The sequence below is a fragment of the Haloferax sp. ATCC BAA-644 genome (assembly GCF_000336975.1).
Lineage (GTDB): Archaea > Halobacteriota > Halobacteria > Halobacteriales > Haloferacaceae > Haloferax > Haloferax volcanii.
The window spans coordinates 26454-52743 of sequence record NZ_AOLF01000032.1 but is presented as its reverse complement, the minus strand read 5'-3'; the positions used below and the strand labels follow the sequence as shown (position 1 = coordinate 52743).

Genomic DNA, 26290 nt, shown 5'->3' with positions numbered 1-26290 from the left:
ACCCACGAGCGACCATGAACGTGACCGTCGAGGTCGTCGGCGAGGAGACCCACGAGGTCGCCGTCGGCGACGGCGGGACCTACGCGGACCTCGTGCGGGCGGTGGACCTCAGCCCCCACGAGGTGACCGTCCTCGTCGACGGCCGCCCCGTCCCCGAAGACCAGCCCGTCGAAGTCGAGCGCGTGAAGGTGCTCCGCCTCATCAAAGGCGGGTAATCGCCGGTATGGAAGACGCCGAGAGCGACCGTGAGGCCGACGGAGTCGGCGACACTACCACGGTCCGCGAGGGCGACCCCGACGAACTGGTGGCCGTGATGCGCGTCCTCGACGCCGGACTGCTCGAAGCCGACGCGGGCGCGGTCCGCGACCGACTGGCCGCCGGCGACTGCCTCGTCGCGGAGGCGTCCGCCCGAGTGGTCGGCGCGCTGGCGCTCGACGGCGACTATATCGAGGCCGTAGCCGTCTCCCCGAGTCGCCGCGGTCGGGGGGTCGGAACCCAACTCGTCCGGGCGGCGCTCGGCCGCCGGGGCCGACTCGCCGTCGACTTCGATGGGGGCGTCAAGCCGTTCTACGAGTCGCTCGGATTCGACATCGAGGAGCGAAGCGACGACGAGGGGCGGTTTCGCGGCGTCCTGCGCGACGAGTGACGGCTGTGTCGCCGCGGATGTTAGGAGTTAACAATCGACACAGATTTAGCCGCCGGTCGTCAAGCGCTAGGGAGTCAAGGCCATGGCACACCGAGACCGGGGCGACCGTATCCTGACCGACTGGGACCGCGTGTTCGACGCGCTCGCGGACCCGTCGCGCCGCTACGTGCTGGAGTACCTCCACGACCGGTCGGAGCCGGCGACGGTCTGGGACCTCGCGGTCGCCCTCGCGGTCCGGACGACCGACCTCCCGCCCGACGAGGTGGACGTGCAGGTCGTCCAGCAGGCGGAGGTCGGCATCGTCCACGTCCACCTGCCGAAGCTTCAGGCCGCGGACCTCGTCGAGTCCGGGGGCGACGGCGTCTCGCTGACCGAGCACGCGGAGACGCTCCCGCTTTTCACGCCGGCGTACCGCGGGGTCGTCAGACCGGTCGGCGACGAAGAAGAGAGACGAGAGCCCTGAACCGTCCGCTCAGACGAGCGGTTCGACGAGTTCGCGGCCGGCTTCGAGGAGCGCCGAGACCGCGTCCTCGCTGCCGGCTTCCGCGTAGACGCGCATCTTCGGCTCCGTCCCCGAGGGGCGGACGAGGAGCCACGAGCCGTCTTCTAAGAGGAGTTTGAAGCCGTCGAGCGTGACGACCTTGGCGATGTCGCGGCCGGCGACCGTCTCCGGAAGCACGTCTTCGAGGTCGTCGATGACGCGCGCTTTTTCGGCATCGGGGCAGGCGACGCTTATCTTGTCGGCGACGATGTCGCCGTGTTCGGCCTCGATGCGGTCGAGGCGGGCGTCGAAGTCCTCCTCGGCGGTCGCGGCGGCCGCGAGCAGGCCCATGAGGACGCCGTCCTTCTCGCGGACGTGCCCGCGGACCGAGAAGCCGCCGGACTCCTCGCCGCCCATGAGCGCGTCGTGTTCGCGCATGCCGTCTGCGACCCACTTGAAGCCGACCGCGGTCTCGAACACCTCCTCGCCGTGGGCCTCGGCGATGCGGTCGATGAGGAACGTGGTCGAGACGGTCCGGATGGCCGGCCCGGCGTCGGATTCGAGCAGGTAGTCGTAGACGGCGGCGAAAAAGAGGTTCTCGTCGAGGACGCCGCGGTCGGGCGTGGCGATGCCGATGCGGTCGGCGTCGCCGTCGTTGGCGACCCCGAGGTCCGCGTCGTGTTCGGCCATCGCCTCGGCGAGGCCGTCGAGGTTCTCCGCGGAGGGCTCCGGCGAGATGCCGCCGAAGTCGGCGTCGCGTTCACAGCGCAGGCGGACGACCTCCGCGCCGGCGGCTTCGAGCAGCGCGTCGGTGACGCCGCGGCCGCTGCCGTGCATGGCGTCGTAGACGACCGTGAGGCCCGAGAGGTCGTCGCCGACGAGGTCCATCGCGTGGTCGGCGTGCGGCGAGACCACGTCGACGCGCTCGATGGTGCCGCGTTCTGACTCGGGCAGGAGGTCCGGTTCGGCGAGCCGCTCGGCGACCGCGTCGGTCACGTCGGGGAGCGCCGGCGCGCCGTCCGAGGGGATGAACTTCACGCCGTTGTACTCCGGCGGGTTGTGCGAGGCCGTGACCATGAGCGCCCCCGAGAGGCCGCGGTCGGCGATGGCGTAGGCGACCAGCGGGGTCGGGCAGTCCCGCTCGGGGAGGAGCACGTCGAAGCCGTTGCCGGCGACGACCTCCGCGAGCGACTCCGCGAAGCCGGGGGAAGTCTCGCGAGCGTCGTAGCCGACCAGCACCGGCGCGGTGAACCCCTCGTCGGCGAGGTAGTCCGCGACCGCCTGTCCGACGACGCGGACCCGGTCGTCGGTGAACGTGTCCAGCGTGGCGCGCCACCCGTCGGTCCCGAATGAGATTTCGTCCATACGCGCACCACTCCGCGGCGGGGCAAAAAACTACGTTACGAGCCGACGGGGAGGAGAGGCGCTCACGACTCGACGAGCCGCAGTTTCTCCCGGCGGCGGAGCTGTTTAATCTCGTACTCGCGGGACATCGCGGCCGACTTCGAATCGAACTCCTCGACGTGGACGAGTTCGACCGGGGTCCGACCGCGGGTGTACTTCGCGCCCTCGCCCGCGTCGTGTTCCGCGACGCGTCGCTCCACGTCGGTCGTGTAGCCGGTGTACAGCGAGCCGTCGGTACACTCGATGACGTAGACGAAGTGCACGAGAGAATGGTTCAGGGGCGCGGGTATGAACCCTACGCCCGACCTCGCGCACGGGATGTTGGCTTCGCGTGGTGGTCTTTTCTCGCTTCAGTGGTCATGCGGTGCGGGCACGCTGTCGAGCGACCTCCGCGATACCCGCGTTCGCCGAGCAGTTGGGACAGGCGAGAACCTGACCGTTCTTGTCGGCGAACACGCGTGCGAAGCGCTCGGAGACGTGTGACCCGCAGTGGTCACAGACTGGCATTGTTGCGGTCCGGCAGCCACCAAGCCGGTGTATGACATACGGTACCCCACCCATATGAGGGCTTCGCGCGTGTGCGTACGCACGCGAAATCGCGCACGACCACGAGGGGACAGACGCGGGCGGCGACGGGGAACGGACAGCGCCCGGTCAGGCGTCGCCGTCGCGGGCGTCGGCCACCGCGCGGGCGATGAGTCCGGCCTGTGCGCCGGCGATGTAGCCGGCGTCGACGTTCACCGCGGAGAGAACGGTACACGACTGGAGCATCCCGAGGACGGCCGCCTCGCCGTCGCCGCCGTGGCCGTAGCCCGTCGAGACGGGCAGTCCGATGACGGGCGTGTCGACGAGGCCGGCGACGACGGTCGGCAGCGCCCCCTCGCGGCCGGCGGCGACGACGACCACGTCGGCCGCGCGGAGCGTGTCGAGGTTGTCGAGCACGCGGCCGAGGTGGGCGACGCCAACGTCCTCGATTCGCTCGACATCCACGCCCATCTCGCGGAGGACCGCGGCCGCCTCGCCGGCGGCCTCGGCGTCGGAGGTGCCGCCGGTTGCGATGGCGACGGTCGCGTCGAGGTCGGGGCGCTCGAACTCCGGCGCGGCCGCGACGACCGTCTTCGCCCGGGCGTCGCGGTCGATATCGGCGTCCGGGAGGGCGTCGGCAACCGCCTCGGCGTGGGCGGTGTCGGCCCGGGTGACGAGCGCCCGCCCGCTCGTTTCGACCGCTGCGACGGCCAACGTCGCCGCCTCGTCGGGCGTTTTCCCCTCCGCGAGAATCGCTTCGGGGACGCCGCGCCGCGTCTCTCGGGCGGCGTCGAACCGTCCCGCGTCGGTTGTCGCGTAGCCGGAGAGTCGTACCTCCGCCTCGGCGGGCGAGAGCGAACCGTCCGCGACCGCCTCCAAGATGTCGCGCATGGTCGCACGTTGGCCCGAGGCGTACTCATACCCGTCGTTCCGAGCTCTCGGGGATAAAGCATATATAAGTGGAGATTGTTCCCGGTAAATCCGTCCTCATAGAAGCGCCATAACCCCCAAATCCGGCGGTATTAACGTCCAATATAGGAAAGTTTATTAAAGGAGAATCGGTAGGACATCCTGTATGGCAGACCTCATTGTCAAGGCAGCCGTCAAGGAAGCGCTCAAGGACAAGAACGTGGCCTCGGACTTCTACGACGCTCTCGACGAGGAAGTCAAGGAGCTTCTCGAAGACGCTGCTCGCCGCGCTGAGCAGAACGACCGTAAGACGGTCCAGCCCCGCGACCTGTAAACTCGGTCTTTAGACCTCTCGTTCTTTTATCGCCGGTCGGTGAGCGCCGGTTGTGTCTCCCAGAGAAAGCGACCCGCCCCGTGAGCCGAGGCGGTCGAGGTGGGACGTTCGAGCGCCGGACCACTCGGTCTGCCGGATTCCGTTCGAGCGCCGGACCAATCGAGTCAGAGTTCAGTGACTTCCACGCCGTCGTCGGCGCCGACGTAGACCGCGTCCGCGAGGCCGACGAACAGACCGTGTTCGACCGCGCCGGGGAGCGACGCGAGGTCGGTCGCGAGCGACTCGGGGTTCGGAATCGCGCCGAACTCGCAGTCGAGGACGAGGTTTCCGTTGTCGGTGACGACGGGGCCGTCCTTTCGCTCGGCGCGGCGGAGCGTCGCCTCGCCGCCGAGGTCCGAGACGCCCGCCGCGACGGTCGTCCGCGCCGACGGGAGCACCTCGACGGGGACGGCGTGCGAGAGCGTTTCCGCGATTTTCGAGGGGTCGGCGACGACGAGGAATCGGTCGGCGAAGGCGTCGACCACCTTCTCGCGGGCGTGGGCCGCGCCGCCGCCCTTGACGAGCGCGCTGTCCGCGAGCGAAACCTGGTCGGCCCCGTCGATGGCGAGGTCGATGGCGTCCACCTCGTCGAGGTCGACGACGGGGATGCCGCACTCGCGGGCGAGTTCGCGGGCCGCGAAGGAGGTCGGGACGCCCCGGACGTCGAGGCCGTCGGCGACGCGGTCGCCGATGGCGCGGATGGCGAACGCGGTGGTGCTGCCGGTGCCGAGCCCGACGACGGCCCCGTCTTCGACCGCTTCGACCGCCGCCGCCGCGGCGCGGCGCTTCTGCGCGTCGGTTCCGCCGGTAGTCTTCATGGCTCAGCCGACTCGGCCGGCGAGTAAAAATGGTCCCGAAACGGGGCGGGCGAGACGCCCTCAGAGGCGGTCCAAGACCGCGTCCGCGTCGTAGGCGAGCGAGATGGCGCGGGTACGACCGCGTCCCTCGATTTCGGTGTAGCGCGCCTCGATGACGCCCAGTTGGTCCAGTTTGTTCACGAGTTCGGAGTAGCGCGTGTAGCCGAGGCCGGTCGCCTCGTTGAAGGCGTCGTACACCGCACCGGCGCGCTCGCCGTCGTACTCGGCGACGACCCGGACGAGTTCGCGCTCGGGGTCTGAAAGCCCCTGCAGACACCGCGAGAGGTGGACGTACTTCGACTTGTCGTAGGCCGCCTCCACGTCCTCCATGTCGACGGTGCGGGAGGCGCGCATCTCGGCGTGGAGCCCGGCCCGTCGAAGCAGGTCGATGCCGACCCGGAGGTCGCCGCTGTCGGCGGTGAACTCCGCGACTTGGTCGAGTTCGGGCGCGCCGATAACGTCCTCGTGGAAGCCGCGTTTCGACCGCCCGCGGAGGATGTCGACGATTTCGTCCACGTCGTAGCGGGGGAAGAACACCTCCTCGGGCCGGAAGACGCTCTGGACGCGCCCGTCGAGTTCGTCGATGACGTCGAGCGAGAGGTCCGACGAGATGATGATGACGCCGATGCGCGCGCCGGAGTGCGCCTCGTGGGCGCGCAGCAGCGAGTAGAGCGTGTCGGACGCCTCGTTCTCGTAGAACAGGTAGTTCACGTCGTCGAGCGCGACGACGAGCACCTCGTCGTCCTCGACGAGGCGGTCGGTTATCTGGCCGAACAGCTTCTTGAACGAGATGCCCGACGACGGGGGTTCGTACTCGAAGATGTGCTCGAAGACGCGCGAGAACACCGCATAGCGCGTCGAGTCGACCTGACAGTTCACCCGGACGGTCCGAACGCCCGACTGCGTGCCCAACTCGCCGAACAGTTTCTGGACCGCGGTGGTCTTGCCCGTCCCCGGCGGCCCGCGCACCATCGTGTTCAGGGGGCGAGAGCCGCGGACCGCGGGCCGGAGCGCGTACTTCAGGCTCCGCAGTTGGCTCTCGCGGTGGTTGAACGTCTCCGGAACGTGGTCGATTTCGAAGACGTGTTCGTCGCGGAACACCGTCTCGTCCCACGACAGCATCCCCTCTTCGGGGTCCTCCCTCATCGAGTAAAGTACCACGCGCGGGGGACTTAATCGTTTACCGCGGCGGCGTCCGACGGGGGGCAGACGCGTTCGCGTCGTCGCCGTGCTCCGGTGGGAGGTCGCGAGCCGATACGTCACCTACTGAAGGAGCCGAACGATTCGGTAGCCGATGGCGACGAGCAGAATCAGTCCGACCGCGCCGATACCGAGGACGACCGGCGAATCGGCGGTCTGCGAGAACGCGCCCAGCGCCGGGAGCACGAAGACGGACAGCACGAGGAACCCGCCGAACAGCAAAAACAGCAGATACACCGCGGTCCCGAGCACGTCCCAGATGGCGTTCTTCGTGGCGTGGTAGACGAGGTCGTACTGCTGTCGTTCCTCGGGGGAGAGCGAATCGGAGGGCACGGGCGGAGTTGTCGGTGTACCTAAATAAATCGTGCGTCGCGGCGGGCGACCGCGTCAGTCGAATGTCGCCACAGACGGTCGCGTCAGTCGAATGTCGCCACAGACGGCCGCGTCAGTCGAACTTCTCCAGCAGTCGCCCGTAGAAGCTGGTCTCGTTCGCGCCGGCCAGTTTCTCCACGATGAGTTCCGGGGTCGACCGCGCGAGGTGGTCCTTCACGGGCGAGCGGTTGACGACGAGTTCGCCGTCCTCCAGTCCGACCGCCTCGATGCCGTCGACCGCGACCGACACGTCCGCGGCCTCCCGGATGCCGCCGGCGAGATGGGAGACGAACACGGCCGCCGCGCCCTGTTCCGCGAGTTCTTCGAGGATGCCCGCGATGATTTTGGCCGACGCACCGGGTTCGGTGATGCTCTCCAGTTCGTCCACGAGGACGAGTCGGTCGGCCGCGCCGTCGGTGAGCGCGGCGAAGTCGCGGAGCGTGCTCTCGAACGCGCCGGCGTCGAGGGTGCCCTGCGACTTGGCGTAGTAGTGGAGTTCGGAAAACCGCGAGAGCCGGACCGAGTCGGCGGGAACGGGAAGCCCCATGTGCGCGAGGACGACGACGAGGCCGACGAGGTCGAGCGTCGAGGTCTTGCCCCCGCTGTTGACGCCCGAGAGGAGCGTGACGCCCGACACCTCGTAGTCCACGGGGTCGACGGCCGCGAAGTCCACGTCGAGGAGGGGCGAGCGGCCGGCCTCGATGGCGAACGAACCGGCACCGTCGTTTCCGGCCGCGCCGGTGAACTCGGGGAAGACGCAGTCGAAATCCCGAGCGAACCGCGAGACTGCGAGGCGAACGTCGAGTTCGAGCGCGTCGCGGACCAGCGTCTCGACGGGGTCGCGCAGGTCCCCGAGGTCGGCCGCGAGGTCGGCTTTTAACTTCGCGGCGCGGCGGTCGCGGGCGGCCTTCAGTTCGGTTCGGAGGCGGCCGACCGCCTCCTCGTCGTGGCCGAGCGGGAACGACGGGTCCTCGGGGAACACCCGCTCCGTGAGGTCGGCCTCGCCGGGGCGGAGCGACAGCGACTCCACGAGGTGGTCGCGGGCGGCCGAAAGCGCCTCGTCGAACTCGTCTTCGAGTTCGCGCGACAGCAGGGAGTCGACGCGCGCGCCCTGCTCGACGAGCGACAGGAAGTCGGTCCCCTCGATGGTCACGTCGCGCTCGCGAATCGCGTCGCGGAGGCGGTCGTTGGCGACCGACTCGGCGGCCGAGACGGCAGTGTCGAGGTCGTCGACCGCGTTCGAGAGGCGTTCGAGTTCGTCGTCGCCGAGGACGGTCCCGTCGTCGGCCAGTCGGGAGAGGGCGTCGCGGAGGGCGGCGAGGTCACAGGGCGGGTCGAGTCCGGCCGCTTCGTGGACCGCGGCGGCCGCCTCCAAGGCCTCGCGGTTCGCGGCGAAGAAGGCCAGCAGTCGCTCGGGGACGACCTCGTCGGTCCGCTCGGCGGCGTCGGGGAGGACGCGCACGTCGCCGTCCACGTCGATGCCGGCGAACGACTCGTCCAACACGACCACCGTCGAGTACGACCGCGCGAGTTCGGCGATGTCGCGGCCGTCCTCGACGACCTCGATCGAGAGTTCGGGAAACGCCTCCTTGGCGGCGGCGTAGCGCTCCGCGTCGGCGGTGGCGATACAGCGCTCGCGGACGCGACGCGGCGTCGGGTCCGCGAGGGGTTCGACGCCCGACAACGCCGCGAGCACGTCGGGGTCGGGGTCGAGGTCGGTCGCGTCGGCGGCGAACGCCCGGACCTCCTCGATGCGCGAGGCCGACCCGGTGGGAAACAGCGTCTCCAGTCGCTTCTCGGCGTACGTCGTGACCGTCCGCGCCTGCAAGAGACCGAGCGCGTCGCGGTAGAGTTCCGAGGCGCGGTCGGTGGCGAGGAAGCCGCCGGGGTCGTCGTGGTCGCGGCGAATCGCGCCGCGGGCGATGGCCGCGGCCCTGCCCTCGGTGAGCCCCGGTGCCCGCGCGAGCGCCGCCACGTCGCCGTCGGTGAGGGCTCGCTCGGCGTCGTCGAGTTCCGCGAGCGCGGCGGCCGTCTTCTCGCCGACGCCCGGGATGGTCTCGAAGTCCATTCGGGCGGACCTATCGCGGCATAGGACAAAAAGTCGCGGGGTGGTGACTCCGGGACGACGGACGGGTCGCGCCGCCGCGGGAGCGCCCGTCGCGGCCGGTTTTACGGCGCGTGCGCCCTTCGCGGTCGTTCGCGCCGGGGGCGAGGGGCTTTTGCCCGTCGGCCGGGAAGGGAGGCCATGAGCGAGCGAGACGTCGCGGCGAAGGCCGACGCAGTACGCGAGGCGCTCGCGGAGCGCGAGAGCGTCCTCATCGCCTTTTCGGGCGGCGTGGACTCCAGCGTGGTCGCCGCACTCGCCCACGAGGCGCTCGGTGACGACGCGGTCGCCTGCACCGCGAAAAGCGAGACCCTGCCGGACGCCGAGTTGGACGACGCGAAGCGCGTCGCCGAGGAAATCGGCATCGAACACCTGACCGTCGAGTTCTCCGAGTTGGACAACCCCGACTTCGTCGCCAACGACGACGACCGGTGTTACCACTGCCGGACGATGCGCCTCGGCCGGATGTACGAGGCCGCCCGCGACCGCGGCATCGAGGCCGTCTGCGACGGGACCAACGCCTCGGACCCCGGCGAGGGCCACCGCCCCGGCCTCCGCGCCGTCGAGGAGTTAGAGGTGCTGTCGCCGCTTCTCGCCCACGACATCACGAAAGCGGAGGTCCGCGCCATCGCCGACGACTACGACCTGTCGGTCGCCGACAAGCCCTCGATGGCCTGTCTCTCCTCGCGGATTCCGACCGGCCTCGAAGTCACCGAGGAACGGCTCTCGCGGGTCGAGCGCGCCGAGACGATTCTGCGGACGTGGGGCTTCGAGCAGTTCCGCGTCCGCGACCACGACGGCCTCGCCCGCATCGAGGTCGCGCCGGAGGAACTCGACCGCGCCCTCGACGCCGACTTCGTCCGCGCCGCCCGCGACCACCTGAAGGACGCCGGCTTCGACCACGTCACGCTGGACCTCCACGGCTACCAGACCGGGAGCGTCAGCCCCGCGGCCGAAGCAGAGGCGGACGCCGACGCGGGCGACGACGACCTTCTCGTGGACGACGTGTTCGCGCAGGACTACCCGATGCGGAAGTGACTGAGAGACAGCAGTCAGAAACGCGGACCAGACCGCCGAATCGGCCTACGCCGTCAGAAATCGCGTCTCGTTCTCGGCGACGACGTGGACGAGCGGTTCGTCGCCGTCGTCGCTCAGTTCGACTTCGAACTCGCAGATGCCGCCGTTGTCGAGCGATTGCGACAGCATCGTCTCGACGATGTCGAGGCCCTTCACCTCACCGAGCGACAGCCGAATCGGCGCGCCGTGGCTGACGACGAGCACCGTCTCGTCGGCGTCGAGCGAGTCCGCGAGCCCCTCGTGGGCGTTGAGGACGCGGCGGCGGACCTCGACGAGGCTCTCTCCGCTCGGGGGGCGCTCGCGGGCGGCGGGCGCGCCGACCGCCGAGAGGGAGTACTGCGGGTACCGGTCGGTGAGTTCGTCGAATTCGAGCCCCTGAAACGACCCCACGTCGCGCTCGCGCCACGCCGAGTCGAGGACGGGTTCGAGGCCGAGTTCGCGGGCGACGGGGCGGGCGGTCTCTTGGGCGCGTTCGATGTCGGAGGAGACGAGGCGGTCGACCTCGTAGCTGTCCGCGACGTGGCGCGCGAGGGCGTCGGCCTGCTCGCGGCCGCGCTCTGTGAGCGACACAGGGGCCCACCCCTGTACGCGCCCGGCGCGGTTCCACGTCGTCTCGCCGTGTCTGGCGAGAAGGAGGGTTGCCATACGTCCGTCTCTCTCCTCACCGGCAATGAACGTTCCGCGCGAGATTCACGGTCTCGGCCGCCCAACTGTTAGATATGGCACACGAACTCGCAACGAGCATCGAGATAGACGCCCCGCCCGAACGGGTGTGGGAGACGCTCGTCGACTTCGACCGCTACCCCGAGTGGAACCCGTTCATGCGAATCGCCGGGCGGCCGAACGAGGGCGCGACGCTCACCGTCCACCTGCGACCGCCGGGCGGGCGCGAATCGGAGTTCGAACCCGACGTGACCCACTGCGAGAAGCACCGCGAACTGCGCTGGCTCGGCCACCTCGTCGTTCCGGGGCTGTTCGACGGCGAACACCGGTTCCGTCTCGAACCGCTCGGCGGCGGCGAGCGCACCCGATTCGAGCAGTCCGAGACGTTCTCGGGCGTCCTCGCCGGACTCCTGTTGCGGTTCGTCGGCGAGCAAACCCGGGCGGGATTCGTCGCCATGAACGAGGGGCTGAAGACGCGCGTCGAGGGCGTGGTCGCGGCCGAGAAGCGGGAGGCGACGGAGTCGTCGGACGCGGCGTGATTCCCCGCGGTCTCGGAGAGATTCGGCGCGTTACAGCGACTCGCCGCAGAAACGGCAGGTATCCCGGTCGGCTTCCTCCAGCGAGTGGCAGTTCGGACAGGGGACGGTCTCGGTACGGGCGGAAGGGACGCCGTCCGGCGACCGCGACTGACCCGCGCGGCGGCCCACCGCGGGTTCGTCGCGCCCGAGGTTGAGGTACAGCGCCAACCCGAGCAGTCCGCCGACGAACACCGAAAATCCCCAGAGAAAGGCGTTGTGCGAACTGTGTCTGGTCGCGTCGATGCCGGCCCAGACGCTCACGGCGAACCAGAGCGGGAGGGCGACCACCGACAGGGCGACGAGGTCGGCCATCGTGTATCTATTCTAACCACTCTGAAATAGGCCTTCTGAACGGTCGGCAGTCGGTGAAAGCGAGGCAGAACGACCCGGCCGAGGGAGCGACGGGAGGAAAACGAGACGCCGGTCAGTTCCCGGTCCAGCGTAAGGCCGCGAGCGTCCCCTCGAACAGGGTAATCATCGTCGCGCCGATGATGATGGGGGCCATCCCGGTCGGGTCGGGGCTGACGAGGAACGCGAGGCCGACGAACGCGCCCCAGAACAAGAGGCGACGGTCTTCGAGCCACCGTCGGGTGACGAGGTTCATCATGATGGCCAGTTCCACGAACAGCGGAATCTGGAAGACGACCGCCATGTAGCCCATCAGGATGAGGATGAGGTTGAACGTCTCCTTGAGGCCGAACGCGACGACCGCGGTCCCCTCGGTGTAGGAGGTGAAGTACGCGAAGATGGCCGGCAGCACCACGAAGTGAGCAAAGAGGACGCCGACGAGCGCGAGGACGAGGCTCGTCGGAACGGCCGCGAGGTAGTACTTGCGCTCTTTCGGGTAGAGGCCGGGGCGCATGAACAGGTACGTCTCGTAGACGAACACGGGGAGGCCGATGACGGTTCCGGCGAGGCCGGCGACCTTCAGTTTGGTGAGGATGAGTTCGAGCGGGCCGTAGAGCCGCGGCCGGCGGTCGACGATGGTCTCCGCGCCGGGGATGTGGGAGTTCCAGAGGAAGTTGATGACGTCGGTCGCGCTCGGGATGTGGACGCCGAAGGCGGCCTGCGTGTCCACGAGCGCGTTGAGGATGTCCGCGCCGGGAAACAGCACGAGCGTAATCGCGCCGGCGACGCCGAGGACGACCGCCAACCGGCGAATCATCTCCTCGATGTGCGCGGTCAGCGGCATCTCCTGGTCGCTCTCGGGGGCCTCGCCGACGAGGCCGCCGACGTCCTCGTCGTCGAAGTCGTCGCTCTCGAACTCGGGGTCGTCGAAGTCGGCGTCCTCGGCGGCGACGGACGACGGGGCCACACCGCCCATCTCGTCCTCGCCGGTCAGCGCCGGGGTCGCGCCGTCGGCCGCCGCGTCCGGGTCGGCGTCGTCAGCCGACTCGTCGCTCGAATCGTCGTACGTCCCCTCGGGAACGTGCGACGTGTGTTCGTCGTCAGCGAGGAGACGCGGTTCGTCGTCAGCGTCGGCGTCGGAATCGGTAGCTGAATCATCCGCGTCGTCGGGAGCCGCGTCGGAATCGGAATCGTCGCCGTCGTCGCCCGTCTCGGCGGCAGCGTCGGCAGAAGCGTCGTCGTCAGACCCATCGGTGGCGGTCTCGTCTCGCGGGGTGACTCGACCGTAAACCGGACCGTCGGACGACGAAGACGCGTCGTCGGCGTCGTCAGCGTCGTCGGCGTCGCCGTCGGACGAGCGCTGGTCGGTGTCGTCCGAGGCGTCCGTCTCGTCGTCGGCCGCAGAGAGCCCTGCGTCACGCTCCTCGTCCGCCATTCAGGTGTCCTACGCTTCCGGCCAGTTATAGGTCTTTTCGCATCGCCCCGAGGAGGCGCGCCGAGGGAGCCGAACTCACGCCCGCGGTGAAAAAGATTGATAACCGCCAGACTGCTTTCGCCACGTACGTATGTCCAGCGCCCTCGACGAGGACACCCAACAGACCATCGCGGCGGGCCGCGAGACCGCCGGTGCGATGCTCCGAGCGGCGCAAAAGGACCTCCAGAAGGTCTTTATCGTCTTCCTCGTCGGGTTCCTCGGCACGTTCTACGCGCTCCGACTCTACGTCTGGGAGTTCTTCCGTGGCGTGACCAAGGCGCAGATGGACGCCAGCGTCTCCGGCAACGTCAGCATCATCGCCCAGACCCCCTTCGACGTGATTCTCTTGCAGGCCAAAATCGGTCTCGTCGTGGGGGTGCTGTTCGCGCTTCCGCCGTTTATCTACGTCTCGCGGGACGCGCTGAAAGCCCGCGACGCGTGGCCCAAATCGCCCGTCGCGCCGTGGAAACTCGCGCTCATCGGGCTGACGATGGTCGCGCTGTTCGCCGCGGGGGTCGCCTACGGCTACTTCGTCTTCTTCCCGTTCACGTTCGCGTTCCTCGCGCAGAACGCGATTTCCGCCGGCTTCACGCCGAGCTACTCCATCGTGAAGTGGGCGCAGTTCATCTTCCTGCTCACGCTCTCGTTCGGCCTCGCGAGCCAACTCCCGCTCGCGATGACCGGGCTCTCGTACGCCGAAATCGTCCCCTACGAGCTGTTCCGCGACAAGTGGCGGCACGCCATCGTCGGCATCTTCGCCTTCGGCGCGCTGTTCACCCCGCCGGACCCGTTCACCCAAATCATGTGGGCGGTGCCCGTCATCTCGCTGTACGCCTTCAGCCTCTATCTCGCTCGCGTGGTCGTCACGGCCAAACGCGGCAGCGAGAAGATGGACGTCAAGGCGACGGCGGCCCACCACTGGAACCACCTCGCGGGCGTCGGCGTCGTCGGCGGCCTCCTCGTCTACGCCTTCTACGAGTACGGCGGCGTCGAACTCGCGAACGACGGCCTCGCCGCAATCGGCAGCGACTACGTGTTCCTCGCTCCCGGTTCGGGGGTCGCGTTGGGCGCGTTCGTCGTCGCCGGCGGCGTCGTCGGCCTCGCGTTCGGACTCGCCTACCTCGTCTACCGCGACATCGAGCGACTCGAACGGACCGAAGTCGGCGTCGGTGACCCGACGAAACTCGACCTCTCGGCGCTCGACGTGGCGGGCGTCCGCGCCGCGCCGCCGGAGGCGTTCGCAGACCTCGAAGAAGACGAGGTGATGGCCCTCGCGTCGGCCGCCATCGACGACGGCGACAAGGCCAAAGCGCAGGCGCTCATCGACCGGTTCGACGAGGCCGAGGCGGACCGCGAGGCCGAAGCGGCCGACGCCGAAGACGAACCGGGCGAACTCGAAGACCGGACGACCCGCGCGGGCGGCGCGTTCGTCTCCGAACTGACCGAGGGCGAGACCGACGAGGACGACATCGGCGGCTACTACACCGACATCGCGTTCATCGTCGACTCGCTCACCTCGCGGGCGTTCTGGGTCGTCGGCTGGTTCATGCTCGTCCTCGCGACGACGTTCGGCTGGCTCTACACCGGCGGTATCAGGGACGTGTACGACGACTTCCTCGGCCGACTGCCAGCCGCCGTGCGACCCGAGGAAGTCCTCAACGTCGTCGCGCTCCACCCGATGGAGGCGCTCATCTTCGAGGTGAAGTTCTCGACGATTCTGGCCGTGCTGGCGACGCTCCCGCTCGTCGCGTACTTCGTGTGGCCCGCACTCCGCGAGCGCAACATCATCCGCAAGCGACGCCGAACCGTCTTCGTGTGGACCGGCGCGCTCGCCGGCGGTCTCCTCGGCGGCTTCGCGCTCGGCTACACCTACGTCGCGCCGACGGTCATCACGTTCCTCGTCGAGGACGCGCTCGCGGCGAACATGATAATCTCCTACCGCATCACCAACTTCTTCTGGCTCATCTTCTTCACCACCGCGGGCATCGGCCTCCTCGCCGACGTGCCCATCCTGATGGTGCTTCTCAACACCGCCGGCATCAGCTACCGGATGATGCGGAATCGCTGGCGCGAGGTCACGGTGTTCATCCTCGCCATCTCGGCGGTGTTCACCCCGGCGAGCATCACGACGATGTTCATGGTGACGCTCCCGCTGATGGCGGCCTACGGCATCGGTCTCGGCGTCCTGTTCGTGCTGACGGTCGGCGGCCGGCGCGACCTCTCGCCCGCCCGCGGCGCGGCGGAGTGAGCGCGGCGCACCCGCGAGGGGCGTCGCGAACCCGTCGACTCGACGACGCGAAGACGCGCCAGATATCGCCGCTGAGGCCGTTGAAAAGGCGTTAAGTATTCTCACGAGAATCCCCGAGTATGGCCAAGATAAGCGTCGAGATACCAGACGAACTGCTCGCGGACTTAGACGAGCACGTCGGCGACGACAAGAAGTTCGTGAACCGAAGCGATGCGGTTCGGGCGTCCATCCGGAAGACGCTCGACATCCTCGACGAAATCGACGACCGACACAACCGCCTCGTCGAAGATGAGTGAGGGGCGCTCGGCCATCGGACAAGTCGCCCTCGTCGGCCTGTTCGTCACCGCGCTGACGACGGCGCAGTTGACGGCGTCGAAACTGCTCTCGATTCCCCTGCCGTCGGCGGTGGGCGAACTCCCGTTCGTCGGCGCGGCCATCCTCATGCCGGGGGCGGCGCTGGCGTACGCGCTCACCTTCTTCGCGTCCGACTGTTACTCCGAACTGTACGGCCGCCGGGCGGCGCAGGTCATGGTGAACGTCGGCTTCGCCATGAACTTCGTCCTCCTCGGCCTCGTCTGGAGCACCATCGCCGCGCCCGCCGCGAACCCCGAGTTCGCCGCGCAGTTCGCCACGGTGCTCTCGTCGGGAACGAACGTCGTCGCCGGGAGTCTGCTCGCGTATCTCGTGAGTCAGAACTGGGACGTCATCGTCTTCCACGGCATCCGCGAGCTGACCGACGGCTCGTTCCTCTGGCTCCGCAACATCGTCTCGACGGCGACGAGTCAGGCCATCGACACGGTCATCTTCGTCGGCGTCGGCTTCTACGCCGCGCCGACGGTCCTCGGCATCGGAGACGTGCTTCCGTGGAACGTCCTCGTCGGCCTCGCTATCGGGCAGTACCTCCTGAAGCTCCTCATCGCAATCGTGGACACCCCGTTCGTGTACGGGACCGTCGCGGTCCTCCGCGGCGACGACGAGTCCTCGACCGACGGCTGGGTCGCGGACTGAGACGCGACCGGGGCGACGGACGGCTTATCTCTTTTGGTAGCATACCACACGATGTATGGCCGACGAGCACCGCCACAGGCTCACCGAGCGAGACGGGATGGAGATGGGGATTCGCTGTCCGAACTGCGGGACCTACACGTCGTTCGGTGACATCCTCGCCACCGGGGCCTGTCGCGGCGGTTGGAAGGGCTGCCGGACGGGGCTTCGACTCGACCTCGTGGTCGTCGAGTGAAGATGCGACGGGGCGGCGGACCGCCAGAACGTCGAGACAGCGGGGCGACGGGTCGAACGCGGGACGTGGCTCAGGCGGCCCCGTCGGTCTCGGGCGAGTCGCTCAGATAGAGGTACGCCGCCGCGGCGCTGAAGACGGCCTCGCCGCCCTTCGAGAGAATCGCCATCTCGCTGACTCGCCCGCTCATGACGACCCACGCCACGATTTGAGCGAGCGCGAACGCGATGGCGACGAGGTAGAACTCGCGCCGCCAGAACTTGCTCAGGTAGACGGCGATGCCCGCGAGGAAGCCGACGCCCGCGAGGACGAACAGAATCGCCTGCGTCTGGTCGAACTGCATCAACACCGGCGCGAGCGAGAAGTGGGCGTACACGGACGCCAACGCCCCGAGGATGGCGACGTACGGAACGATACCCGACGGGAGGCCGGTGAACAACGGTTGGGACTCGGTGGTCGTCGTATCTGCTGACATGGGTGACACGAGCAGAGTCGTGTCAAACACGGATAATGGTTGCCCGAAGTTAGACACAAATTGCGGCGGGCGCGGAGCCGTCGGCGCGGTCGCGGGCGGGCACGGGACGCGCCGGACTCGACGTGAGAATCGGCGCGCAGTCGTCCTCTCAGTCTTCGTCGTCGATTGGTTCAGCGAACGCGAACCGCGGTTTCACGTCGGTGACGCGGACCGTCGGCGTGTCGCCCGCCTCCGTCCCGGAGACGAACAGCGTGAACTCCTCGACTTTGGCGATGCCGTCGCCCTCGCTCCCCACGTCGACGATTTCCACGTCGAGTTCGTCGCCCTTCCGAACCGGCGCGGTGAGGAAGTGCTTGCCGACGAGGTACTGCTCGGAGGAGCTATCGCGGGAGGCGTCGGGGCGCATCGAACGGACGTACTGGAACTCCCGTTCCATGTCGGCGCGGAGGTCCGCCACGTCCGGACCGTCGAACACCTTCACGGCGAAGTCGCCGCCGGTCGCCAACAGCTCCTGTGCGACCTCGAACGCCTGTCGGGCGAGGTAGACGGAGCGGGCGTGGTCCAGCGAGTACTCGCCGGTCATGTTCGGTGCCATGTCGGAGACGACGGCGTCGGCTCCGCGCTCACCGATGACGGCCGTCAGTTCCTCCTTCGTCTCGTCTTCGGTCATGTCGCCGCGAATCGTCTGGACGTTGTCGCGGTCGATGCCGCGGATTCGCTGGAGGTCGACGCCGACGACCTTGCCGTGGTCACCGACCGCCTCGGAGGCGACCTGGAGCCACCCGCCGGGGGCGGCACCGAGGTCGACGACGGTGTTGCCGGGGCCGAACAGACCCGCGTCGCCGTCGAGTTGCTTCAGCTTGTAGGCCGAGCGGGCGCGGTAGCCCTCCTGTTTGGCCTTGTTGTAGTAGTGGTCTTTCCGTGCCATGCTTACCTCGTTGAACTGCCCGTGATGTTCCGCGTGGGAACAGCCGGCGAATTCGCGTTCATATCGGGTGTGACGTGGTCAGCCCGGAAAGGCACATCGGATAGCGCCCGGAGACGGGGCGGCGCGGCTGCCAGCGCGGAAACCGCGGACGCGACACCGTCGAAGTCAGCCCGCAGACGACTCCGTCTGCGGACCGCGGAACGCCGACAGCGCGTCCGCATCCGCGTCCCCGCCGGCGCGGGAGAGAACCGTCACGATGTCGTCCGGCTCGATGACCGTGTCCCCGTGCGGGGTGAGTTCGCGGTCGCCCCGCTCGATGGCGATGACGAGCGTCTCGTCGTCGAGAATCCCCCGCTCGGAGGCGTCTTCGAGCGTGAGGCCGGCTATCGGCGCGTCGGACTGCACGGGGACCTCGACGACGCTCGCGTCGCCGGTGAGGCTGATGAAATCGTTGGCTTCGGGCGCGTGGCCGCCGTCGTCGGGGTCGAACGGGCCGTAGGGGGCGAACAGCTCCTCTTCGAGCAGGTCTTCGTCCTCGATGTGGATGCCGATGTCGGTGAGCAACCGCGCGACGCGCCGGAGGTCGCCGGTGCTCTCGCCGACCGCGAGGACGTGGAGGTTGCGGCGACCGGTCATCAGCGTCCGGACGTTGATGACGCCCGGAATCGCCCGCGCCTCGTGGGCGAGCGCCTCTCGTTCGGTCACGGGAACGTCGCAGAGATAGAGGTTCGTGAGCTTCCCGCCGGCGAGTTCGAAATCGACCTGCGCGGTGCTGCCGCGGATGATGCCGGAGTCTTCGAGCTTGTGGATTCGGTTCCGGATAGTGGCTCCGGAGACGCCGGCCTCCGCCGCGAGCGTGCTGGCGGACGTGTTACGCGCATCGTCCATCAGGGCGTAGAGGATGCGGCGGTCAATCTCGTCGAGCCGGTGGTCGGTGTTGCGATATGGCATCGGTGACTGTGTCGCGGTTCGGGTTGCGAAGTTAGCTACCCCGCGTTTTCATATAAGGCTTGTCTGGACGACGCCCGCCTTGCGAGACGGAACTGCTCGACCGAGGAGCCGCGAGGTGAGGACGGCCCCGTACCGGTCCGTGAGGGGCCGCGAAGACGAGCCAGTTCGGATACGGACGACTCACGAGTATTTCGTTCTTAGAAATTATATCCATTTCTATTTTCGAATTCGAAGTGAAAGGGTAGAACTTATATCGTTACACAACCGGGTAGCGACTATGCACGAGACGAACGTCACCGAGACGGCCGACAGCGCGTCGCTCCGACCCGAACAGCGGGTTCCGAAGCGACGGACCGAGGGTCCCAGCACGGAGGCCAACGGATGAGCGACGAGGAACTCGCGAAGGACCTCGGCCTCCTGTCGGCGCTGACTATCGGCATCGGGACGATGATCGGCGCGGGCATCTTCGTCCTGCCCGGCGTCGCGGCCAGCACCGCCGGCCCGGTCGTCGTCGCCTCGTTCGTCGTCGGGGGGCTCATCGCGCTGGTGAACGCGCTTTCGGTCTCCGAACTCGGCACCGCGATGCCGAAAGCCGGCGGCGGCTACTACTACGTCAACCGCGCGCTCGGGCCGCTGTTCGGCTCTATCGCCGGCCTCGGCGACTGGATGGGGCTGGCGTTCGCCTCCGCGTTTTACAGCATCGGCTTCGGGCAGTACCTCGCGACGCTCGTACCGATGCCGGCGTTCCTCTTTCTCAACGAGGTGCAGGTCGGCGCGCTCGTCGCCGGGGCCGTCTTCGTGGGCGTCAACTACATCGGTGCCAAGGAGACCGGCGGCGTGCAGACGGTCATCGTCACCGTCCTGTTGGCGATTCTGGCCCTGTTCGCGGTCCAGGGCTGGCTGTCGTTCGACTTCGCAACGCTCGTCGGTGACGGCGGTATCGCGCCGTTCGGCTACGGTGCCATCCTGCCGGGGACGGCGCTCGTGTTCGTCTCGTTTCTCGGCTACGCGAAGATTGCGACCGTCGCCGAGGAGCTGAAGAACCCCGGTCGGAACCTCCCGCTGGCGGTTATCGGGAGCGTCGCCATCGTCACCGTTCTCTACGCGATTCTCGTGAGCATCATGCTCGGCGTGGTGCCGTGGCCGGACCTGAGCCAGAGCGCGCCGCTGACGCAGGCGACGCAACTCGCGTTCCCCGGCGGGCTGGCCGGCCTCGCCGTCACCGTCGTGACGCTGGGCGCGCTCCTCGCGACCGCCTCCAGCGCGAACGCGTCGATTCTGGCGTCGGCCCGAATCAACTTCGCGATGGGTCGGGACCGAATCGTCACCAACTGGCTCAACGAGATTCACCCGAACTACGCGACGCCCTACCGGTCGATTCTCGTCACGGGTGCCGTCATCATCCTCTTCATCGCGGCGCTCGGCCGAGACATCGAGGTGTTGGCAAAAGCCGCGAGCGTGCTCCACCTCGTCGTCTACGCGCTCATGAACGCGGCGCTCATCGTCTTCCGGGAGACGGACCCGGAGTACGACCCGGCGTTCACCGTGCCGCTGTACCCGGTTACGCCGCTCGTCGGCATGGCGCTCTCGCTCGGACTGCTGGCGTTCGTCGGCGGGGAAGAACTCCTGCTTTCGGGGCTGTTCGTCGTCGGTGCCGTGGTCTGGTACTTCGTGTACGCACGCAACAACGCCGACAGACAGGGGCTTCTCGGTCGGCACATCCTCTCTCGGGGCGACGAGCTACCGGCCTCGGTCGTCGACGCCGCGGCGACGGTCGCGCCGAACGGGTCGGGTCGCATCGACGACGCGCCCGCGACGACGACGATGGTCGCGGTTTCGAACCCCCGAACCGAGCGGGCGCTCGTGACGCTCGCGGCCGCGCTCGCGAAGTTCGACGGCGGGCGGGTCCTCGCGACCCACGTCATTCAGGTCCCGGACCAGACCTCGCTGGCGGCCGCCGCCGACCAACGCGACCGCATCTCGAAGACGTCCGAGCGGCTCATGGCCGACGCGCGAGCCGACGTCGAACAGCTGGACGTGCCGGTCGATACGCGGACGATTCTCTCCCACGAGGGGCTCGCGGAGGTGTTCGACGCGGCGCGCCAACACGGCGTCGACAGGCTGGTCATGGGCCACAGCGGCGCGAAACTCGCCGGCGGGCGAGTCGAAGGCGCGCTCGACGAACTGACGCACGACCTCCCGTGCGACGTGGTCGTCCTCGACGGGGAGGAGTTCGACCCGAGCGAGGTGCTGCTTCCGACGGCGGGCGGGCACTCGTCGGACCTCTCCGCGGAGGTCGCACGAGCGCTGCAAGCGACGACCGACGCGCACATCTCGGTGCTGCACGTCGCTGACGAGGTCGCGGCCGGCCGGGAGTTCCTCGAACAGTGGGTCGCGGAACACGACCTAAACGGAGTGGAGCAACTGGTCGAGACGGGCGACGTGGAGACCGTCATCGGCGAGGCGGCGGCGGACAAGTCGCTGGTCCTCGTCGGCGCGACGGAGGCCGGCCTGCTGTCCCGACTCGTCGGCGGGTCGCTGGTGCTGTCCGTGCTCGACGACCTCGATACGACCGTGTTGCTGGCCGAGCGCCCCCGGCGACGGTCGCTCCGAGAGCGGCTGTTCGGCTAACCCGCGAGTTCGTCGAACAGCGCCGAAACGCGCCCCTCGATGTCGTCGCGAATCGCCCGGACCGCATCGAGGTCCCGGCCGTCCGGGTCGTCGAGGTCCCAGTCGCGGGCGTCGCCGCGCCACGTCATGGGACAGATGCCCTCGGCCGAACAGCCCATCGTGACGACGATATCCACGTTCATAATCTCGTCCTGCTCGATTGCGCGCGGCGTCTCGTCGGCGAGGTCGAAGTCCTTCTCGCGCATGACCGCGACGACCTCGTCGTGGACGCGGTCGGCGGGGTCGGTGCCGCCGGTGACGACCTCGATGCGGTCGACGACGCCGCGGTCGGCGCGCTCCCGGCGGGCGAAGGCCGTCGCCATCTGGCTCCGACCGGCGTTCTGGACGCAGACGAAGGCGACGCGGGTCGGCGTCGCGTCGGTGTCGGCGTCAACATCGACATCGGCGGCGTCGGTCATCGCTCGGCACCTCGTCGGCGGGCGGCTGGGTTCGTCTCGTCGTTCCCCATGGGCGGGAGTTACACAATCAGCTATTTGAGTGCTTTGAAGCCCTAGACCCTCGAAATCGACGGGTTAGATATGTACGAAAATAGTGACAACAACACCCATGGGGAGCCGGGGGAGCGGTGGGGTGCTCGCGGGGGCGCGCACGCGGGAGAGCGTGCGAACATCATATTGCGGTGAGTCCAAATCAGGAGTATTTTTAAGACCGCTGTCGTACGACGGCACATATGTTCAAGGCCATCGTGAGCGCCGCGACGCTCCGGGACGCGCTCGACTCCGTGAGCGTCCTCGTCGACGAGTGTAAGATTCGACTCAACGAGGAGAGTCTCTCCATCCGCGCCGTCGACCCCGCGAACGTCGGCATGGTGGACCTCACGCTCGACGCGGCGGCGTTCGAATCCTACGAAGCCGACGGCGGCGTCATCGGCGTCAACCTCTCTCGCCTCGAAGAGGTCGCCGGGATGGCGGGCTCGGGCGACCTCATCCACCTCACGCTCGACGAGGAGACGCGCAAGCTCAACATCCGCATCGACGGGCTGTCGTACACGCTCGCGCTCATCGACCCCGACTCGATTCGCCAGGAGCCCGACATTCCGGACCTCGACCTCGCGGCGAACATCGTCCTCGAAGGGACGCACCTCGACCGCGGTATCAAGGCGGCCGACATGGTTTCGGACCACATCCGCCTCCGCGTCGACGGCGCGGAAGAGACGTTCCACATCGAGGCCGAGGGCGACACCGACGACGTGGACCTGTCGCTTCCCCCGGCGGACCTCATCAGCATCGAGGCCGGCGCGGCCGACTCGCTGTTCTCGCTCGATTATCTCAAAGACATGAACAAGGCGATTCCGACCGACGCCGAGGTCACCGTCGAACTCGGCGAGGAGTTCCCGGTCAAGCTTCACTACCAAATCGCAGAAGGGATGGGCACCATCACGTACATGCTCGCCCCGCGCATCCAGAGCGACTGAGCGGACGTTTCGGCGGCCGCGTCGTTGTCCGACCGCTCGAGCCGTCCCATCCGTTTCTCTCGCTTCTCACCGGTCAGCGACCGCGCCGGCCGCCTCGCCTCGACGCCACCGTGTCTCGGTCGCGAGGGCGCGGCGCGTTTCCCGCGGCTCCTCGGGGGCCTCGGCGTCGAAAGGCACGGCGGACTCGGGGGCACTCACGACACCACAGCCGCGCGAGAAGCGCCTAACGGTTGCGCCGAGTCGGCGGGAGAATCGACGGGTAGGTCGGGGTCGGCGCTCAGGAGCGGTAGCGGTCGATGACGCGCTTGGCCGAGACGGCCTTTTCCTTCCAGCCGTAGCCCGCCTCGTAGACGTGGCGCTTCTTCTCGACGAGTTCGGCGGGCGTCGCCTCCTCGAAGCCGCCGCGGTCCCACGCGCCGGTGTCGCGGAGCCAGTTGACGACGTTCTCGCGCGTCTCGGGCCACGACAGGCCGACCATCTCGTACCACGCTATCATGGCGAAGACGGCGTTGTCGTGACAGCCGGGGACGCTCCCGTACCGGTGGAGCGTCCGCATCGGCTCCCGGGTCGGCTCCGAGACCTCCTCTCTGAACTCCTCGGCGGTGAGCAGTCGGAGGACGCCCGTGTTCGCTTCCGACACCCGCTCGTCGCGCTTGAGTCGGCGGAGCGCGGCCTGTTGGAGCGGCCCCCACTCGCCCGGCGCTTCGCGGCGAAGCGTCTCCTCGTCGCACGGGCCGCCCGCGAGGACGGAGACGATGTCGACGTAAGCCCGCTCGACTTCGACCCACGGCGTCCCCTCGAAGCGACAGTCGGCGTCGTGGAGACTGGTCGTGGCGCGGCAGTCCGGACACGGGTAGTCGAAGTGCGGCACATGAGAGCCTGAGGAAGCGGTCGGTAATAGGTTGTGTGATGCGCCGTCGTCGCGGGCGGCACCCGCCGCGAGAACCGACCGCGGGGATGGGCCGCACGGCCCACGGCCGCCACCGCCGAATCCGTCGCGTTTATCGGTGGGCACCCGGAACGTGGCGGTATGCGGATGCGCCCGCTCCACGCCCGATACCCGTTTTTCGCCGCGGCCAGAGAGGCGGTCGAATCGGCGGACGTCGCCATCGCGACGCTCGTCGCAGAGGACGCCCCGGCCGTCGAGCGTGGCGTCGAGCGCGTCGAACGCGCCCTCATGGAGGGCACCGTCGAACCCGACCCCGACGAGGCCTACCCGTGGGAGACCAAGACGGAACTGCTTTCCTACCCCATCTCCCGTATCATCGTCTCGCTCGTCGAGACGCCCGCGGCGGTGGACAAGTACGCCCGCGCCGAGGCCGACACGGCCTACGAGCGCATGCTCGCCGACTTCGACGCCGGCGACGACGACGTCCACGGCGAGGCCCGCGCGAGTCTCGACGACTTCCTCCGCGAGTTCGACCTCGACGGCGCGGTGCGGGCCGAGTCGAACCGGACCCGCAACAGCCGCCGCGCGCCCGACCACTACTGGGTCGACGTGGGGCCGTATCTCACCTACTCCGACACCGACTGGGGCGCCGACTGGCGACTCGTCAACCGCTCGCTGGCCGGCGGCGCGGTCCGCGTCACCCGCGAAGAACTCTCGGAACTGCTCCGCGAGGCGGTCCGCCGCCGGGTCGCAGAGGGGCTTCCCTTCGCCGTCCGCGGCAGCGACGCGGGCGACCGCCTCGCCGACGCGCTCAAACCCCACGTCGAGCGCCTGCGGAACCTGCTTTCGGACCGCGGCGCGGTCAACGCCGTCTACGTCGACGCGGTGGACCCCGACCACTTCCCGCCCTGCGTCGAGGCGCTGTTGGCGCGGGCGCAGGACGGCGAGTCGCTCCCGAACGAGGCGGCGTTCGCGCTCGCGGCGTTCCTCGTCGGCGTCGGTCTCGAACCCGAGGAAGTCGGCGGCGTCGTCGGCGACGCGAACGCCGAGGAGCTCCAAAAGCGGGCGACCGTCCTCGCGGACTCCAGCGGGTCGCAGTACGCGCCGCCGACCTGCGAGACGATGCAGGCGTACGACCTCTGTGTGAACCGCGACGACCGCTGTGACACCATCAAGCACCCGATGAACTACTTCGAGACGGCGACGAACGACGCGGACGCGGCCGCCGCGGACCCCGCGGACGAAGCCGCCGACTAACCGGACCACGAGAGACGGTTCTGCGAGCCGTCAGCCGACTGACGAGCGCCGCCGCTGCGTGTCGAGCGCCCCGCGACGGCGAACCCGTCGTCGAAACCGACCAGCCGGGTTAGGAAGAACGCGACAGCCAAACGCCGATACCAGCCATCACGAGCACGAACGCCGTGATAGCGCCGACGAGTGCGAGCCCGCCGGTGGAGACGAGTCCACTCTGGTTGTAGGTCGCACCGATGCCGACGATGAGGGCGATAAACACCCCGACCGCGACGATGGAGACGGCAATCTTCCGCCGCATCTCCGCTTCGATAGCCATGCGACGACGTATCCGCGGCCGTTCTAAAAGGTCTTCGATGGGCGGATGCCCGACGAGAGCCACTCACGCGGCCGATTTTCCACGCGAAACGAGGGTTTAGGTCGTTCGAGAACCTACATTCGGGTGACGGAAACCGACCCCCAACAGCCGCTGGTACGGTCGGAATCCCGCACCACCATGACGCACATCGCACACACACCCGCGTCGACTCGCCGCCCGGTGCGCCGCAAGACAACGCTCCCGTCCGACGGACTGGTCGGGCGCGCCCGCCGCGCCCGCGTCGAGCCGATGGCCGTCCGGCCGCTCCGCGACGGGCGCTACGTCGTCGAAACCGACGGCGGCACCTACGTCGTCGACGTGGAGGCGCGAACCTGCACCTGCCCCGACAACGCCATCCGGCACGCCCGCTGTAAGCACCTCCGCCGGGTCGCCATCGAAATTACCCGCGGCGAGGTCCCGCCGCCGGACCGCCGGCGCGCCACCTGCGCCGTCTGCGGCGACGAGACGTTCGTCCCGATGGACGCGACGGGGCCGCAGCTCTGCCGCGACCACGAACACCGCGCCGGCGACCTCGTCCGCGACCGCGAGAGCGGGGGCCTCCTCGTCGTCACCCGGGCGCTCGGCACCCGAGCCGACGAGACGCCGACGGAGACGGGGAAACTCGTCGCCGCGTTCGAGAGCAACCGCGACTACGGCGGCCACGAACCGACGTTCGAGGCGGTCTATCTCGACTCGCTGCCGGTGAACGCCGGTCTTTCCGACCTCGGTGAACTGCACGCCTACCGGTTCCCCGCCTCGCGGCTCAGCCGCGTCGAGCGCGGCTTCGTGGGCGCGAACTCGCTCGGCGAGCGACTCGCTCGGGCGTGAGCGAGCGGG

30 protein-coding genes are annotated in these 26290 nt (G+C 68.5%); 14 read left to right on the top strand and 16 right to left on the bottom strand.

The genetic code is table 11. From position 1 onward, the window contains the following. The first annotated feature begins 14 nt into the window (after positions 1 to 14). The 3 genes from C458_RS14475 (at position 15) to C458_RS14465 (ending at position 1109) form a co-directional block, all read left to right on the top strand. A complete protein-coding gene (locus C458_RS14475) occupies positions 15 to 215 on the top strand; it encodes a ubiquitin-like small modifier protein 2 (protein WP_008576794.1) in 201 nt (66 codons plus the stop codon). Between the two features lie 8 nt (positions 216 to 223). Beyond that, positions 224 to 646 (top strand): GNAT family N-acetyltransferase, encoded by a 423-nt coding sequence (locus C458_RS14470; protein ID WP_008576793.1) that lies wholly within the window; start codon positions 224 to 226, stop codon positions 644 to 646. 82 nt (positions 647 to 728) lie between these two features. Then, a complete protein-coding gene (locus tag C458_RS14465; RefSeq protein ID WP_008576792.1) occupies positions 729 to 1109 on the top strand; it encodes a helix-turn-helix domain-containing protein in 381 nt (126 codons plus the stop codon). A 9-nt stretch (positions 1110 to 1118) separates the two neighbouring features. Here C458_RS14465 and C458_RS14460 read toward each other — a convergent pair whose 3' ends face one another. The 3 genes from C458_RS14460 to larB form a co-directional block, all read right to left on the bottom strand. Next, entirely contained in the window at positions 1119 to 2492 is a 1374-nt protein-coding gene (locus tag C458_RS14460) for a phosphoglucomutase/phosphomannomutase family protein (protein WP_008576791.1), read from the bottom strand. Positions 2493 to 2554: 62 nt separating this feature from the next. Further along, positions 2555 to 2794 carry a GIY-YIG nuclease family protein gene (locus C458_RS14455; RefSeq protein WP_008576790.1) on the bottom strand — a complete coding sequence of 80 codons (240 nt, stop codon included), beginning with the start codon at positions 2792 to 2794 and terminating at the stop codon, positions 2555 to 2557. Between the two features lie 391 nt (positions 2795 to 3185). After that, positions 3186 to 3947, bottom strand: coding sequence for a nickel pincer cofactor biosynthesis protein LarB (larB, locus tag C458_RS14450; protein ID WP_008576789.1), 762 nt, complete (start codon positions 3945 to 3947; stop codon positions 3186 to 3188). A gap of 184 nt (positions 3948 to 4131) precedes the next feature. Between larB and C458_RS14445 the strand changes: the two genes are divergently transcribed. Next, on the top strand, positions 4132 to 4299 hold the full coding sequence (locus C458_RS14445) for a DUF1931 family protein (protein ID WP_004045310.1): 168 nt from the start codon (positions 4132 to 4134) through the stop codon (positions 4297 to 4299). A 164-nt stretch (positions 4300 to 4463) separates the two neighbouring features. Here C458_RS14445 and rpiA read toward each other — a convergent pair whose 3' ends face one another. The 4 genes from rpiA to C458_RS14425 all read right to left on the bottom strand — a co-directional run bounded on the left by rpiA (position 4464) and on the right by C458_RS14425 (position 8835). Beyond that, positions 4464 to 5156, bottom strand: coding sequence for a ribose-5-phosphate isomerase RpiA (gene rpiA, locus C458_RS14440; RefSeq protein WP_008576788.1), 693 nt, complete (start codon positions 5154 to 5156; stop codon positions 4464 to 4466). 60 nt (positions 5157 to 5216) lie between these two features. Beyond that, the gene (locus C458_RS14435) at positions 5217 to 6341 is read right to left on the bottom strand and encodes an ORC1-type DNA replication protein (RefSeq protein ID WP_004045308.1); all 1125 of its coding nucleotides are present in this window, start codon (positions 6339 to 6341) and stop codon (positions 5217 to 5219) included. A gap of 117 nt (positions 6342 to 6458) precedes the next feature. Beyond that, on the bottom strand, positions 6459 to 6728 hold the full coding sequence (locus C458_RS14430) for a hypothetical protein (RefSeq protein WP_008576786.1): 270 nt from the start codon (positions 6726 to 6728) through the stop codon (positions 6459 to 6461). 112 nt (positions 6729 to 6840) lie between these two features. Next, the gene (locus tag C458_RS14425; protein ID WP_008576785.1) at positions 6841 to 8835 is read right to left on the bottom strand and encodes a DNA mismatch repair protein MutS; all 1995 of its coding nucleotides are present in this window, start codon (positions 8833 to 8835) and stop codon (positions 6841 to 6843) included. Positions 8836 to 9012: 177 nt separating this feature from the next. Between C458_RS14425 and larE the strand changes: the two genes are divergently transcribed. Next, positions 9013 to 9909 carry an ATP-dependent sacrificial sulfur transferase LarE gene (gene larE / locus C458_RS14420; RefSeq protein ID WP_008576783.1) on the top strand — a complete coding sequence of 299 codons (897 nt, stop codon included), beginning with the start codon at positions 9013 to 9015 and terminating at the stop codon, positions 9907 to 9909. 45 nt (positions 9910 to 9954) lie between these two features. On the opposite strand, the gene C458_RS14415 is transcribed toward larE, so the two are convergent. Continuing rightward, a complete protein-coding gene (locus C458_RS14415) occupies positions 9955 to 10593 on the bottom strand; it encodes a histidine phosphatase family protein (RefSeq protein WP_008576781.1) in 639 nt (212 codons plus the stop codon). Positions 10594 to 10667: 74 nt separating this feature from the next. Between C458_RS14415 and C458_RS14410 the strand changes: the two genes are divergently transcribed. Continuing rightward, positions 10668 to 11150, top strand: a complete 483-nt coding sequence (locus tag C458_RS14410) for an SRPBCC domain-containing protein (protein WP_008576778.1) — start codon at positions 10668 to 10670, stop codon at positions 11148 to 11150. A gap of 30 nt (positions 11151 to 11180) precedes the next feature. On the opposite strand, the gene C458_RS14405 is transcribed toward C458_RS14410, so the two are convergent. Together C458_RS14405 and tatCo are read right to left on the bottom strand one after the other, a co-directional pair. After that, positions 11181 to 11501 carry a hypothetical protein gene (locus C458_RS14405; RefSeq protein ID WP_008576776.1) on the bottom strand — a complete coding sequence of 107 codons (321 nt, stop codon included), beginning with the start codon at positions 11499 to 11501 and terminating at the stop codon, positions 11181 to 11183. A 112-nt stretch (positions 11502 to 11613) separates the two neighbouring features. Further along, positions 11614 to 12972: a Sec-independent protein translocase protein TatCo gene (tatCo, locus tag C458_RS14400; RefSeq protein ID WP_008576775.1), complete on the bottom strand. Its 1359-nt coding sequence runs from the start codon at positions 12970 to 12972 to the stop codon at positions 11614 to 11616. Between the two features lie 130 nt (positions 12973 to 13102). Here tatCo and tatCt point away from each other — a divergent pair, with 130 nt between their 5' ends. From tatCt to C458_RS18530, 4 genes are all read left to right on the top strand, one after another. After that, complete coding sequence (gene tatCt / locus C458_RS14395; protein WP_008576773.1) at positions 13103 to 15259, top strand: Sec-independent protein translocase protein TatCt; 2157 nt, start codon at positions 13103 to 13105, stop codon at positions 15257 to 15259. Positions 15260 to 15378: 119 nt separating this feature from the next. Then, the gene (locus C458_RS14390; RefSeq protein ID WP_004045298.1) at positions 15379 to 15555 is read left to right on the top strand and encodes a ribbon-helix-helix domain-containing protein; all 177 of its coding nucleotides are present in this window, start codon (positions 15379 to 15381) and stop codon (positions 15553 to 15555) included. Then, the gene (locus C458_RS14385; RefSeq protein WP_008576764.1) at positions 15548 to 16267 is read left to right on the top strand and encodes a queuosine precursor transporter; all 720 of its coding nucleotides are present in this window, start codon (positions 15548 to 15550) and stop codon (positions 16265 to 16267) included. Before C458_RS14390 ends, C458_RS14385 begins: the two co-directional genes overlap by 8 nt. Positions 16268 to 16322: 55 nt before the next feature. Then, positions 16323 to 16499: a hypothetical protein gene (locus tag C458_RS18530; RefSeq protein ID WP_004065585.1), complete on the top strand. Its 177-nt coding sequence runs from the start codon at positions 16323 to 16325 to the stop codon at positions 16497 to 16499. Positions 16500 to 16569: 70 nt separating this feature from the next. On the opposite strand, the gene C458_RS14380 is transcribed toward C458_RS18530, so the two are convergent. From C458_RS14380 to C458_RS14370, 3 genes are all read right to left on the bottom strand, one after another. Further along, complete coding sequence (locus C458_RS14380; RefSeq protein WP_008576747.1) at positions 16570 to 16971, bottom strand: hypothetical protein; 402 nt, start codon at positions 16969 to 16971, stop codon at positions 16570 to 16572. A 148-nt stretch (positions 16972 to 17119) separates the two neighbouring features. Beyond that, positions 17120 to 17899 (bottom strand): 23S rRNA (uridine(2552)-2'-O)-methyltransferase, encoded by a 780-nt coding sequence (locus tag C458_RS14375; RefSeq protein WP_008576746.1) that lies wholly within the window; start codon positions 17897 to 17899, stop codon positions 17120 to 17122. Between the two features lie 165 nt (positions 17900 to 18064). Then, complete coding sequence (locus C458_RS14370) at positions 18065 to 18850, bottom strand: Lrp/AsnC family transcriptional regulator (RefSeq protein ID WP_008576745.1); 786 nt, start codon at positions 18848 to 18850, stop codon at positions 18065 to 18067. A gap of 381 nt (positions 18851 to 19231) precedes the next feature. Between C458_RS14370 and C458_RS14365 the strand changes: the two genes are divergently transcribed. Further along, entirely contained in the window at positions 19232 to 21481 is a 2250-nt protein-coding gene (locus C458_RS14365) for an amino acid permease (RefSeq protein WP_008576743.1), read from the top strand. Here C458_RS14365 and C458_RS14360 read toward each other — a convergent pair. After that, entirely contained in the window at positions 21478 to 21939 is a 462-nt protein-coding gene (locus tag C458_RS14360) for a low molecular weight phosphatase family protein (protein ID WP_008576741.1), read from the bottom strand. The genes C458_RS14365 and C458_RS14360 overlap by 4 nt on opposite strands. A gap of 272 nt (positions 21940 to 22211) precedes the next feature. On the opposite strand from C458_RS14360, the gene C458_RS14355 reads away from it, so the two are divergent. After that, the gene (locus tag C458_RS14355; RefSeq protein WP_004065599.1) at positions 22212 to 22955 is read left to right on the top strand and encodes a DNA polymerase sliding clamp; all 744 of its coding nucleotides are present in this window, start codon (positions 22212 to 22214) and stop codon (positions 22953 to 22955) included. 277 nt (positions 22956 to 23232) lie between these two features. Here the strand turns inward: C458_RS14355 and C458_RS14350 are convergent, their stop codons facing one another. After that, entirely contained in the window at positions 23233 to 23826 is a 594-nt protein-coding gene (locus C458_RS14350) for a hypothetical protein (protein WP_008576732.1), read from the bottom strand. 165 nt (positions 23827 to 23991) lie between these two features. Between C458_RS14350 and C458_RS14345 the strand changes: the two genes are divergently transcribed. Continuing rightward, complete coding sequence (locus C458_RS14345; protein ID WP_008578545.1) at positions 23992 to 25101, top strand: DNA primase eukaryotic-type large subunit; 1110 nt, start codon at positions 23992 to 23994, stop codon at positions 25099 to 25101. Positions 25102 to 25210: 109 nt separating this feature from the next. On the opposite strand, the gene C458_RS14340 is transcribed toward C458_RS14345, so the two are convergent. Then, positions 25211 to 25414 (bottom strand): hypothetical protein, encoded by a 204-nt coding sequence (locus tag C458_RS14340; RefSeq protein WP_004065604.1) that lies wholly within the window; start codon positions 25412 to 25414, stop codon positions 25211 to 25213. Positions 25415 to 25633: 219 nt separating this feature from the next. Here C458_RS14340 and C458_RS14335 point away from each other — a divergent pair, with 219 nt between their 5' ends. Continuing rightward, complete coding sequence (locus tag C458_RS14335; protein ID WP_008576727.1) at positions 25634 to 26281, top strand: SWIM zinc finger family protein; 648 nt, start codon at positions 25634 to 25636, stop codon at positions 26279 to 26281. Positions 26282 to 26290 lie beyond the last annotated feature (9 nt).